The organism is Xenorhabdus sp. NBAII XenSa04, assembly GCF_963866145.1.
GTDB classification, from domain to species: Bacteria; Pseudomonadota; Gammaproteobacteria; order Enterobacterales; family Enterobacteriaceae; genus Xenorhabdus; species Xenorhabdus indica.
Genome location: NZ_CAWMEB010000431.1, coordinates 25,867 through 39,372, shown reverse-complemented (window position 1 = coordinate 39,372; position 13,506 = coordinate 25,867). Strand labels below are relative to the sequence as shown.

General features: G+C 43.3%; 11 protein-coding genes. 5 read left to right on the top strand and 6 right to left on the bottom strand.

The window, feature by feature from the left end:
- Window positions 1-2,553 (top strand): non-ribosomal peptide synthetase (locus AAC147_RS18345; RefSeq protein WP_156115391.1); only part of this gene is annotated, 2,553 nt, incomplete at its 5' end.
- 79 nt (window positions 2,554-2,632) lie between these two features.
- Here the strand turns inward: AAC147_RS18345 and AAC147_RS18340 are convergent.
- From AAC147_RS18340 to AAC147_RS18320, 5 genes are all read right to left on the bottom strand, one after another.
- Window positions 2,633-4,234: a phytoene desaturase family protein gene (locus tag AAC147_RS18340; RefSeq protein ID WP_047683582.1), complete on the bottom strand. Its 1,602-nt coding sequence runs from the start codon at window positions 4,232-4,234 to the stop codon at window positions 2,633-2,635.
- Complete coding sequence (locus AAC147_RS18335) at window positions 4,231-5,031, bottom strand: cyclase family protein (RefSeq protein WP_047683579.1); 801 nt, start codon at window positions 5,029-5,031, stop codon at window positions 4,231-4,233. Before AAC147_RS18335 ends, AAC147_RS18340 begins: the two co-directional genes overlap by 4 nt.
- Before the next feature lie 122 nt (window positions 5,032-5,153).
- Window positions 5,154-5,702: a flavin reductase family protein gene (locus AAC147_RS18330; protein WP_231571505.1), complete on the bottom strand. Its 549-nt coding sequence runs from the start codon at window positions 5,700-5,702 to the stop codon at window positions 5,154-5,156.
- Window positions 5,703-5,716: 14 nt separating this feature from the next.
- On the bottom strand, window positions 5,717-6,997 hold the full coding sequence (locus AAC147_RS18325; protein ID WP_047683576.1) for a styrene monooxygenase/indole monooxygenase family protein: 1,281 nt from the start codon (window positions 6,995-6,997) through the stop codon (window positions 5,717-5,719).
- Between the two features lie 56 nt (window positions 6,998-7,053).
- Window positions 7,054-7,842: an SDR family oxidoreductase gene (locus tag AAC147_RS18320; protein ID WP_047683573.1), complete on the bottom strand. Its 789-nt coding sequence runs from the start codon at window positions 7,840-7,842 to the stop codon at window positions 7,054-7,056.
- A gap of 618 nt (window positions 7,843-8,460) precedes the next feature.
- Between AAC147_RS18320 and AAC147_RS18315 the strand changes: the two genes are divergently transcribed.
- The 4 genes from AAC147_RS18315 (at window position 8,461) to AAC147_RS18300 (ending at window position 12,241) form a co-directional block, all read left to right on the top strand.
- Window positions 8,461-9,798: a cytochrome ubiquinol oxidase subunit I gene (locus AAC147_RS18315; protein ID WP_047683570.1), complete on the top strand. Its 1,338-nt coding sequence runs from the start codon at window positions 8,461-8,463 to the stop codon at window positions 9,796-9,798.
- The gene (gene cydB / locus AAC147_RS18310; RefSeq protein ID WP_047683567.1) at window positions 9,788-10,795 is read left to right on the top strand and encodes a cytochrome d ubiquinol oxidase subunit II; all 1,008 of its coding nucleotides are present in this window, start codon (window positions 9,788-9,790) and stop codon (window positions 10,793-10,795) included. The genes AAC147_RS18315 and cydB overlap by 11 nt, the downstream gene beginning before the upstream one ends.
- Entirely contained in the window at window positions 10,776-10,934 is a 159-nt protein-coding gene (locus AAC147_RS18305; protein ID WP_072032539.1) for a DUF2474 domain-containing protein, read from the top strand. The genes cydB and AAC147_RS18305 overlap by 20 nt, the downstream gene beginning before the upstream one ends.
- Before the next feature lie 329 nt (window positions 10,935-11,263).
- Window positions 11,264-12,241, top strand: coding sequence for a hypothetical protein (locus tag AAC147_RS18300; protein ID WP_052189641.1), 978 nt, complete (start codon window positions 11,264-11,266; stop codon window positions 12,239-12,241).
- Between the two features lie 166 nt (window positions 12,242-12,407).
- Here AAC147_RS18300 and phoH read toward each other — a convergent pair whose 3' ends face one another.
- On the bottom strand, window positions 12,408-13,205 hold the full coding sequence (gene phoH, locus AAC147_RS18295; RefSeq protein ID WP_047683564.1) for a phosphate starvation-inducible protein PhoH: 798 nt from the start codon (window positions 13,203-13,205) through the stop codon (window positions 12,408-12,410).
- Between the last annotated feature and the right edge of the window lie 301 nt (window positions 13,206-13,506).

Below are 13,506 nucleotides of genomic sequence, written 5' to 3'. Positions count from 1 at the left end.
CCTTACCCGCAGGACAAAACTCTGCAACAACTGTTTGAAGCTCAGGTGGAAAGAACACCGGATAATATCGCGCTGGTGTTTGAAAGCGAAACATTGACCTACCGTCAGCTTAACGAACGGGCCAATCAACTGGCTCATCATCTGATTGCATTAGGCATTCGCCCGGATGACAGAGTGGCAGTTTATGCCGAGCGCAGTTTCTATTTGGTGGTAGGATTGTTAGCTATACTCAAGGCTGGCGGTGCTTATGTGCCGCTTGATCCGGCGCAACCAAGTGAGCGGTTGGTCTATATGCTTAAAGACTCCGCCCCCGTCGCATTGCTGACCCAAACAGCATTGTTTGATGCCCTGGCCAGCACCTTATCAGTAAATTCATTACCGATCATCACGCTCGACAATCAGGGATCGTTAATAACAACCCTGCCGGATCACAATCCGCATGTATCAGAGCTGACTACCACTCATCTGGCTTATGTTATCTATACTTCTGGCTCAACAGGTCAGCCCAAAGGCGTGATGAGCAGTCATCAAGCCCTGTGTAACCGGTTATTGTGGTTTGTTCGTGATATTGCGACATCGCCGCCGGTAGCCGCACTGAAAACCAGTATCAGCTTTGTCGATTCAATCACCGAAACACTGGGTACGTTGCTGGCTGGAGGCAAACTGGTGGTGTTCAACAATCATGATGTGAAAGATCCTATCCGTTTCAGTCAAGGTTTGCGCCGTTTCGGGGTCAACTATCTGGTGGTTGTTCCTTCACTGCTCAAACTGTTGCTACAAAATCGTGATGACAGTGATTGCCTGAAACCCATTCGCCTATTAATTTGCAGCGGTGAACGACTCGCGCCTGAACTGGCACAACAGGTTGTGACACATTATCCTCAGCTTCGGTTGCTTAATTTTTATGGTTCTTCCGAAATCAACGGCGATGCCACATGGTATGAATACCATGCTGCTGAGGGGATACCGGAAGTCTCCGTGATCGGCAAACCAATCGCCAATATCCAAAGCTATATCCTTGACGGCTCTGGCCAACCCGTTCCCATCGGGGTCACGGGTGAAATTTATATTGCCGGCCGAGGTGTTGCCCGTGGCTATCTGAATCGCCCGGAATTGACGGCCGAACGTTTCCTTATCGATCCATTCTCCCCGCAACCCAATACACGTATGTTCAAGACAGGTGATCTCGGTCGCTGGCTGCCTGATGGTAATATCGAGTATCTCGGTCGCAATGACTTTCAGGTAAAAATCCGCGGCTACCGCATTGAACTGGGGGAAGTTGAAAACGTCCTCACTTCTCACCCACAGGTAGAACAAGCGGTGGTCATCGACCACAATCACAAAGGGAATAAAGTCCTGGTCGCGTATCTGGTGGCAGATGGCGCACTGTCTGATGACAGCCTGATCAGGTATCTCTCTTCCCGTCTGCCGGAATACATGCTGCCCGCCAGCTTGACTCGTATTGAGTTCATCCCACTGACCCTGAATGGTAAGCTAAATCGCCATGCCCTACCTGAACCAATCTGGGAGGATCGTGACAACTATGTCGCGCCCCGTAATACACTGGAAACCCAGTTATGCACTATTTGGCAAGAGGTATTGGGACTGGATCAGGTTGGTATCGATGATAACTTCTTCCGCATCGGTGGTAATTCTTTGATGGCAATTAAGCTGACCACAGCGATACGTTATGAAATGGGAGTTGATATTCCTTTAAATATTTTATTTAACTGCAAATGCATTTCTTTGTTATCTCAATGGCTAAAAACAGATAATACAAAATTCAGTTTACTTAATTCCTTAACACCAAAATCCATTGCTAGCAATAAATTGTTTATGATTCATCCTGCTAATGCCGGTAGTGAAGTCTATGAATCTCTGGCAAATACCTTATCTGGTGTGTATAAATGTATAGGCATCGATAACTATAATCTTTACACAGATAATCAAATAGATTCACTACACCAAATAGCTCAAATCTATCTGGAATTGATTCTGACAGAAACTTCTATTGATCAACCTATCCACATTTTAGGATGGTCATTAGGTGGACAATTAGCGATGGAGATTGCATTTAAATTAGAACAGCTTGGAGCAAAAAAAATTCAGTTATTCTTATTAGATACTATCATTAATAACGATGAGCTAGGAGAGCTTAGAAACAAATTAGATATATCAAAAAAATATAAGGAGATGACTGAGAAATTGCAGGAAATGGGGGCAAGCGACACTTATATCAATAAGGTATTGAAAGCATTACCATTTGAATTTGGCATCGCTAACTGCCATTTAAGTGGAAAACTCTCCCACACTCACATCACGTTATTTAAAGCGGGTCAAATGAGTCCGTTTAATAAAGAAGGGATTGGATTCATGATGAACCAATTACTCATAGAAACACCGGATAATAATATTTCCCAATGGGCAGTCAATCCATTAGTCATTAAATTGATTAATGATCGCTATCACGAAAATATTATCGAAGCTGTTTCCACTATCAGCACAGAAATAGTCAATACATTCGAAATTAAGGATAATGCTACTATAAACTAACTTAATTATTATCAACGAGGCTGGCACTGCTGGCCTCGTCAGTTGAATAGATAACAAATGAAATAATCAATTAATTTGATTAGCGCCGCGCAAGCTGACGGGCAACAAGGTAGCCGGAAGTTCCTGCTAACCCAGGGCCAGGATGTGTTGAAGCCCCAATATGAAATATATTACTGACAAAAGTTTGATGTGCTTGCGTACCTTGCGAAGAGGCAAAAGGACGCAACCAGAAAAATTGATCCGGTGAACAAATTCCTGAATAGGGATCTCCTCCAACCAAATTGCAATTCAATGCCTGTAAATCTGCCGGAGAATACGCCTTACGGCCAACAATCGAAGATGAAAAACCGGGTATGACAGTTTCCAGACGAGACTGTACGCGATCTGCAACCGCTTCACGCACGGTTTCATTCCATTTGCCATCAGCAGGAATAGGAATTTCGCCCAAAGCATCCCCTTTCAAATAACCGGGTAATTCCTGCATCTGAACCCATAGTATCCACCCTCCTTCGGGAGCTCTGGAAGCATCAAGCGCGGTTGGTTGCCCTATAGCCAATGTCGGATGACTCGGCAAATAACCGTTATTAGCCTGTGTGACAGACAGACAAACCTGTTCCATACTCTCCGTTAAATGAATAAGCGGCACATGACGCAACTCCGGTTCACACCATGATGGAGGCGTATTCAAGGCAAAGTGAATCTGCATCCCACCACGTCCGTAACGATAGCTCTGTGCACGTTGCCGGACTGTATCAGGAATGTCATTCAATAAATGACCATAAAGCTGTTGAGGAGTTACATTGCAAACGACGGCATCGCAGGCGTGATAAACCTTTCCTGCGGCTATGACACCAAAAGCACGGCGTTTTTTTCCATGCCCTTGCGTAATGATACGGTCAACCTGGGTATGAGTAAGAAGCTGACCACCATGTTGTTCGATGATCGCCTGTAATGCTTCAACGATGCGACTACCACCGCCTTTAACCACTGGCATTCCTCCGGCTATCACAGCAGCAAAGGTCAATTTACCAATCAAGGCAGAGCCAGCATCATCCGGCCCCAGTCCGGTATGTAGTGCCCACGGTGCAATGAGCGCACGACTGAATTCAGACTGCAATTCACGTTCAGACCAGCGCCGGAAAGTTTCCAGTGAGTTGCCGAGAAATTCAGTTAATCCATCAATGCCACGTTTTCGCCATTCAGAAAACAATAACTTGAGTATGCCAAAACCATAAGGGTTTTGTCCCAGTAAGCCAAAGATCAATGCAGCATCATCATGAAGAATCTGTTGTGCCATGCGGCAAAATGCTACCCCATCTTTTGGCGCAATGGCATCAAACTTCAATGCCGAAGCCAACATACTCTGCTTTAAGGCGATTCCCCTGCCATTCGGTTGAACCAGCCCGGTTGAATAATCACTGTATATAAATTCCACCCCTGCTTTTTCCAGTGCAGGCTTCAACACTTGATAAGCCGGGCTGTTTAGGAATAGTGGATACCAGCAGGAGAACACATCATGGGTATAACCGGGAAAAAGTTCTTCTGTACGGATACAACCGCCTGGTATGGCATTCCGTTCCAGTACCAGAACAGATTTCCCCCATATAGCCAATAACGCAGCACATACCAATGAGTTTATCCCACTGCCAACGATGATCACTTGCGGTTTAGTACTACTCATGGTGCCACTCCTGTAGGCTGTTCGACCAAAGCCAGGACACGCAGTGGGCTTCCTGATCCTCCCTCAATCTTGAGAGGCGCGGCAATAATTACTACGCCGGTTGGCGGTAATAAATCGAGGTTTCTCAGACACTGCAAACCGTATTTATTCGCCCCATGTATCAAGGTATGACAGGGATAAACCACCGGCCATGAATAGGATTGACCCGCATCGGTATTAATCGTTTCTACTCCAAACCCCCGGATATCACGTTCATGGATCAACCACTCTACCGTTTCCTGACTTGGCCCCGGCGTGTGAGCACCATCATCGCGCATATTAAGGAAGCGAACCGGATCATCAGCCCGTTTCGACCAATCCGTTCTGAACAGTAACCATGCCTGGGCAGGAATACGTCCGTATTGTTCTTCCCATGCCTGTAAAAACTCAACCGTCAGTAACCAATCTGGATATCGTGCCACCTGTTGACTGGCATCCACCACCACCGCGGGTGCGATAAAATTATGCAAGGGGATTGTATCAACCGTATTATCTGAGTAATCTTTACCGCTTATCCAGTGTACCGGAGCATCAAAATGGGTTCCCGTATGCTCACCGCAACTGAAATTATTCCAATACCAGGCCGGGCCATTCTCGTCATAATGAGAAATACGCTCCATTTTGAATGACCAGACTTGCCCAAACTGTTCCGGTAACTGCAAGGCCGGAAAACCAGAGGACAATGTCTGCGTGAGATCGATAATCCTCACACTTCCCTGACTCAGCGCAGTAACAAACGCATTTAGTGGGCTTTTCACTCATCTTCTCCCAACACTGAGTAACACGATAGATAGAATGATCGATCCTGACTCTGCGGATCTCAGAATGCCGCGCAACCAACGAAACTGTTATTTGAAAAACGATGGATGACAATCGACTGTCATATTTCCCGAATATCATGTAACGCAGTAAACATGCCAGCATGAAAAACCAATGGTTTTCCTTCAATGCTGGCAATACGCTTTACCTGCCCAATCATCAACATATGATCGCCAAGATGGGTTTGCTGACGATTAGCACAAACCAGTGTCGCTATTGCACCATCAATTGATGGCATCCCTTCCGGTGTTTCCTGCACGGGAATACCCTGAAACTTATTTTCAACTCTCGGATTGGCAAAACGCAGAGCCAGCTCCTGATGGTCACAGCCAAGGATACTGATTGTGAAATATTCACAGTTACGAAATACAGACAGATTGGGAGAATGATTAACCAGACTCCAGAGTATCAAAGGCGGTTCCAGTGAAAGTGAAGCAAATGAGTTGATGGTCAACCCGACGTTCCTTCCGTCAGCAGTGCGTGTTGCAACAATAGCCACCCCTGTTGGATAACATCCTAAGAGTGTGCGCAGCGTTCTTGTTTCAAATTCTGCCATCCCCCACTCAACATCAGGCAACGGTATTTGAATGTTCTCAATATTCATCGTCATATCGGATACTCCGTTCAGAGCCCGCTCTTCTCAACAACTTGCGAATGAGCGGCCTGCGCATTATTAGCAACCAGCACATCATGGATATATGCTTCACAGGCATCGCTATCCCGCCACCACGGAAACAATACAGGAGGATGATTAAAAGCATTGGCAATCGTACTGGCGAGAGCAGGTAATTGCTGAGCCGCGCCCAACAAATTCAGAATATGGGGTTTTGGCGGGATAAGCAGGCTGTTTGTCCATTCCACAACGTACTGACTATATTTCCAGGACTGTTCGAATGTGTCATTCATCCATTCTGCCGTAAAGGGTTTGTCACCACGGGTAAGAATAGCTTCGTAATAAACCTTGCAGGCCTTAGTTGCGTTATTGGAACCCTGCCCGGTCAGCGGATCATTTGTGACTACCGCATCCCCCAACCCAAAGACCTGGCGACCAGAAGGCAATGTCAATACTGGTTTGCGTACAACTGGTGCAAAACAGCCAGCCAGAATGCCATTTTCATCAGTAAGTTCTATCTGTTCACAACGTGCCGCTTCCCACGGCAAGAACGTTTTGAGGATATGCTTGCTATAAGCCAGATGTTCCTGCGTTGTTCTGACCTCTCGCCAGCCATCCATTGCTCCTCCTGGGATCCCTTCAAAAACCATAATGTCACAAGGGCCACTCAGAGTCAGAGCAGGAAAAACGAAATATTCCCCCACTCCTGGGATCAAGTTAAAAGAAACACGGGAATATTCGGGGACTGGCAACATACCATGCACATAAGTCAAGGCTAATGCGCGCAGAGGTTTATCATAAGGAGAGCGCGAAGCGTCACGCTCCAATAATTTCACAATGTCCCCCTTTCCTCCGGCCAAAATAACCAACTCATGACTGGCTGTTAGTTGTTCCAATTCAGTAATCCCTACATCACGAATTTCCAGATTACCGCCGCGAGAAGCAAACTGCTCCAGCCAAAATGGCATCTTGATACGCTGATCAACAGCCTGTGCGTAGTTATTAAGTCGTGCACTCCAGTCAATCACCTTTTCATGCGGAATTTCAGGATGAGGAACAGTAAAACCGATACCTTCAACGGGCGGGCATTGTGTTTCCCACTGATCCAAAGCTAAATCACGTTCAAATTGCAAAGAGGAATCGAACATACACTGACTCGACATCACCCGGCCAGTTCGGACATCATCAGGCGTGCGGTTGGTAACAACAGTTACCTGATAGCCTTTATCAAGCAGACCAAGAGCCAAAGGCAGTCCAGCCTGACCACCTCCGACAATAGCTATACGACGCATAATATTTACTCCTTCAGATTGTGTTAGATCTGGAATCGCGACTATTCCTATTTCTCCTATTCCGCCAAACGAGAAATAGCAGGTTTGGCTTGCTCAGGCCCCATTGCTGAATAGCCGCCATCAACAGCGTAGTCAGCTCCGGTCACAAAACTCGCTAAATCAGAAAGAAGAAATGCAACTACCTGAGCGATCTCTTCAGGATCGCCAACACGGCCAAGCAAGTGATAATCTGCGGCAACTTCATCCGTTTTCTGGCGATTGCCCTGAGTCAATTCATCCATGACCCGTGACCAAGTCCAACCCGGAGAGACAGAGTTCACACGAATGTGATCAGCGGCATAGTCCATTGCCATACTGCGGGTGACTTGCAATAAGGTGGCTTTTGAAGCGGGATATAACCAACGGCCTGTCTGGGCAATAGAAGATGAAATACTGGTGAAATTGACAATCGCCCCACCTCCGGCAACCATAAAATAAGGGTGTACAAGCTGAGCTGCCCTGACGGCACTGACCACATTAATATTGAGTGCGGTCAGCCACGTTTCGCGACCAGAAACTACACCATCATCCAGATAAGTTGCAGCGAGATTAACGAGGCAGTTAAGACGACCATAATAAGCAGCAACCTCATGCACTCCCTGAACAAGTTGCTTATCATCGGTAATATCGACATGCCAGAAGCGAATGGAATCCGGTCGGAAATTACAGGCTTTCTTTCCCCCTTCCCGGTCAATATCGAAAATCGCAACTTTAACACCATATTCACTCAATACGCTGGCAACCGTTGCACCAATTTTAGTGGCACCACCAGTGACAATAGCGACTTTATTATTTAAGCCTTTCATGAGTGATCCCCTTATATCATATATATACCTAATCCATTGTTATTCAGTGTATTAATCAGTAACTAATGAATCATGAGGGATATCATTACGTGAAATAGAGAAAGTCAAATAGCCTATATATGCAGAAAAGATCCATTTAGTGCAGGTATGTATAAATTCAAATACATAAACTCAACGAATTCTCATATTACAACCATTGGAATGTGATTGCTGGCCAAAGGCCAGTTTATATTCTTCCAACTCATTGCTTACACTTTTCTTATTAGATGATTTGTAAAATAGCCGTTCTCTATATTCACCATCATTAATATCAATAGTTATTTAATTGGTAACTATACAAGCCACTGGCTATGTTATATGTTCAACTTTTAGTTAGATTTTTTTTATTAACCAACTCATTTTTATTATGGATATATTATATTTTTTCATGATATTACCTCAGTTAAATTTAATGTTTCTTCATTGTTTAACTTCTGTTACGCATTTGTTCTCAATTAAACTGTTATAGTAAATAAATAAAAAATTGTTACTGTTATATCGAAAATCCGTGTGCTCTACTTGTCCTCACTCTTTCACTTCTTTTACCCAATAGGGTTCAGTCAAAAATAAGAGGTCACTATGTTCGGGTTAAGTGCCCTTGAACTCGCAAGGATACAATTCGCATTTACAGTGTCTTTTCACATTATCTTTCCTGCCATTACGATAGGCTTAGCCAGTTTTCTTGCTCTGTTGGAAGGTTTATGGCTGAAAACGCGCAATACAGACTATAAAACGTTATACCACTTTTGGACGAAAATTTTTGCAATTAATTTCGGTATGGGAGTAGTTTCTGGTTTAGTCATGGCCTACCAATTTGGTACTAACTGGAGCTTCTACTCAGATTTTGCAGGAACTATCACAGGCCCCTTGCTGGTCTATGAAGTATTGACCGCATTTTTCCTTGAGGCAGGATTTCTTGGCGTTATGCTGTTCGGTTGGCATCGGGTGGGTGAAAAACTTCATTTTTTCGCTACCTGTATGGTCGCTCTCGGAACGATTATCTCCACCTTTTGGATCCTGGCATCCAATAGCTGGATGCAGACGCCACAAGGTTACGAAATTGTCAATAATCAAGTCGTTCCTGTTGATTGGCTGGCAGTTATCTTTAACCCTTCTTTCCCTTATCGCTTGCTGCATATGGGAACCGCCGCCTTTCTTGCCTCAGCATTCTTTATTGCTGCCTCTGCTGCCTGGCATTTGTTGAAAGGCAATAATTCATCAGCCATGCAGAAAATGCTGTCTATGGCGATGTGGCTGATCCTGATTATTGCTCCGTTACAAGCTATGATTGGTGATTTACATGGACTGAATACACTGAAACACCAGCCTGCCAAAATTGCTGCGATGGAAGGTCATTGGGAAAATCATCCCGGTGAGGCGACTCCACTCATTTTATTCGGTATTCCTGATCAAACAGCAGAAGAGACACGTTATGCCGTCAAAATTCCTTACCTGGCCAGTCTGATCCTGACACACAGTATTGATAAACAAGTTCCGGCATTAAAAGAATTCGTACCAGAAGATCGCCCCAATGCTTTCATGGTGTTCTGGTCATTTCGGGTCATGGTTGGGTTAGGGCTATTAATGATTATGGCGGGCGTTTGGGGACTGTGGTTACGTTATAAAAAGCGCTTATACCAGAACCGGGCTTTCCTCCGTTTTATGCTCCTGATGGCACCTTCTGGCCTGATTGCCATCTTGGCCGGATGGTTCACCACTGAAATTGGCCGCCAGCCGTGGGTTGTCTATGGTTTGATGCGCACAAAAGATGCGGTTTCGGCCCACGGTGAAATCCATATGAGTATCAGTTTGCTGATTTTCTTTATTGTCTACAGCGCCGTATTCGGTGTCGGTTATGCCTATATGATGAAACTTATCCGTAAAGGTCCCAATAAGGAGTTAACCAATGGGCATTGATCTTCCTCTGCTTTGGTTTCTGATTATTACCTTCAGCACGATGATGTATATCGTGATGGATGGCTTTGATCTTGGTATCGGTATTTTGTATCCCATGATGAAGCAACAATCAGACCGTGATTTGATGATGAATTCGGTAGCACCTGTTTGGGATGGTAACGAAACCTGGCTGGTGCTCGGTGGTGCCGGGTTATTTGGCGCTTTCCCTCTGGCATATGCTGTTATTTTGGACGCGTTGGCGATCCCATTGACGATTATGTTATTGGGGCTGATATTCCGTGGTGTGGCTTTCGAGTTCCGGTTCAAGGCAACGCCAGCGCATCAACCCATTTGGGATAAAGCGTTTATTGCCGGTTCAATTATGGCTACTTTTACACAAGGCATTGTTGTCGGCGCAATTATTGACGGTTTCCCAATCGAAAATCGCACCTATACCGGCGGTGCTTTCGATTGGTTCTCACCATTTCCGCTATTTTGTGGTTTTGGTTTGCTTATTGCTTATGGACTATTGGGATGTGGCTGGTTGGTGATGAAAACCGAAGGGCATTTGCAACAACAAATGTATGGTCTTCTACGCCCGTTAACCTTGTTGATGCTGACAGCCATCATTATCATCAGCTTTTGGACACCGGCTTCTCAACCCGCTATTGCCGAGCGATGGTTCAGTTTTCCTAACCTGCTATTCTTTATGCCTGTACCATTACTGGTCTTATTTTCAGGTTGGAAACTGCTGACTGCCAATCAGAATAGCAGCCATTACACACCATTTTTGGCCGCACTGTTATTAGTCTTTATGGGCTTCAGTGGATTGGGGATCAGCATCTGGCCAAATATCATCCCTCCGTTTATCAGTTATGAAGAAGCCGCTTCCCCTTCTCAATCACTGGGTTTTATGCTCGTTGGCGCACTATTTATTATCCCGATAATCTTGGTTTACACCTGTTGGAGTTATTATGTCTTCCGAGGAAAAATTACCCATGAACAAGGCTACCACTAAAACAGAGCACACCCATTCTCCATTATGGAAAAGATTGGGCTGGATGGTAATAATTTGGCTGTGTAGCGTATTAGCACTTTATGCTGTTTCCACTTTATTTCGTTTTTTAATGACAGCAGCAGGTATGAAAATTAAGTAATTATTAGATTTTCTACCCATTCAATATTGGCATATTTATTTCTTCGTTATACCCATTTTTTAATTTTTATCATATTAACTTATTTTCCCCAGTCACAATGGATTCTGTGTCTGGGGATTTATTAAAACTCTCTTCCAGAAAAATAATTTACCCACAAACTTAAAGACAGATTTAGAAAACAATCAGTAGCAACATATCTATTTTAGATATTCATTCAAATAATTTTAATATTAACAAATATATATTTGTACACTATAAATATATTCTCAACCACATTGTGTTTTTTGGGAAAAATAATATTCATACTAAATTTATATACGGAGTTTGATATGATCAAAATAACATTACTTACATTTTCAGGGCGGGAAAATTATCAATGGTTTTTTGACGGAACTGATATCAAACCGTTATTAGATTTCATGCGAGATAAGAAAAAGGGAATAAACTTTGGCATAAGTGAAAGAAGGCTTGGATTTTCTGGTTTTTTTGTCGAAATTGAAGATTCTGCACAAGGATCAGCACTTCAATATGGGCTCATTAATTCATTTCATATCTGTGATGGTATGGCGGAAAATTTACAAGACAGTAAAGAGCTTGGCTTAGTTTTACTTGAAAAATTTACCCAAGATGATCCACTCAAAAAACATGTAAAACAGGAAATACAAAATCTCCAGTCAGATAACATTGATACTTCCCTAAACGCTGAACAACAAGATGAAGAGCAAGAAGAACAGGAATACAAAGAGACTGAATTTAATCAAATACACGAACCAAGTTGGCATATGTCAGTAAAATTTACCAACCCATTAACTGGACGAGTTTATGATGTAGACGCAGCCAGGTATAACCAGGGTTTCTGGAATGATCCCACACGCATTGCTCTGAATAATTGTTATGCTTACGCATGTAACTACGCAAGTAACGATTACCCTCAACCCGGCAGTTACGGTGGTAAACCAATCACATTTCCTTATACAAAACGTTATCTTCAAGCTGTTATAGATGGGGCTATAGCTGATGGATTAGTTAAACTTGATGAATTTACAGATGCACAATATCATCCCAATTATGTTATTGCTCTCTATACTATGCCAGATAATTCATACAATTGGGATTACCATTGGTATCGGTTGGTTTTCGATCAGTACCGAACTCAGATGTGGGCACATAAACTTGGCAAAGAAAGGGTCAGAAAAACAGATAATCAGAAAAAAATTATAAGAGATCCTAACAAAGCCGACCGAGGAAAATATACTGTATTCGGAGGGTACTTTATCGTAAATAACCAGGTGAAAATAAAAGCTTAAAATAATATATAGCAGCAGAATCGGGGCGATCATTGTAATATAATTATTAACGGCTTCACTCTCAAACAGAATATATTACAACAAGTATCAATAATGAATGAAGCCGCTTTGCTTTTTGAAATTGCTCTTTTTAAAATCTCTCTTCTGAGCAAATTTTATTTCAATACTAAACCACCGTGTTATAAGCCAATAACGCTTTTTGGCACAATCTGGAACGCACACAGTCTTCCTGAGAAAAATGAATAACACTGATCGCTTCATCATCGGAGAACCTTTCTAATGCATCCAGCAATCCTGATGTGATATTGTCCGGTAAATCACACTGACTTACATCCCCATTCACAATGACGGTAATATTTTCCCCTAAGCGGGTTAAAAACATTTTCATTTGATTGATAGTGACATTTTGTGCTTCATCAAGGATCACAAACGCATTCTCAAATGTCCTGCCTCGCATATAAGCAAAAGGCGCTATTTCGACCTTTCCTATTTCAGGACGCAGACAATACTGTAAAAACGATGCTCCCATACGTTTTAATAAAACCTCATAAACAGGACGGAAATAAGGTGCAAACTTTTCTGCCATATCACCCGGCAGATATCCCAAATCTTCTTCTGCCTGCAATACCGGACGTGTCACAATGATTTTATCAACCTCTTTATTGATAAGTGCATCAGCCGCCATCACCGTACTGATAAAAGTTTTACCGCAACCTGCTTCACCATTAGCAATAACCAATTGTTTATTATTGATAGCCCGTATATAGCGATACTGCACTTCATTGCGTGGATGAATTTCAGATATGTCCTTGTTTTCGCGCGCCATCCCAATGGCTTCTACACCGCCAATTTGGACTAATGAAGTAACATTATTATCATTGTGATAACGAGATTGACGCATATCTTTTTTTAACATTCTCCTGACTTCACGACGAGATTTCATCACTGCTTTCTGTCTACTCATAGTCACACACCTTGTCGTTGGCTTCACACTTGTCGTGTTCTATCACCGATGGCTCTATCACTGATAGAATAATTGCATTATATAGAATAGATGGGAGCTCCCTTTTCAGCTCATTAAGGCTCATAAAAAAACCGGTGCTAAAACGACCACCTTTTTATGGGTAGTTCAGTCTCAATCACCGGTTCACTTTCTAATTGAATTGTCATTGTTTCAGTGTCTGTCATCAGCATTCCTCGCATTGCCCGCTTTTTTATAACATTTTTTATAACAACCAGACCAAATCTAGCGGGCTATAATGTCA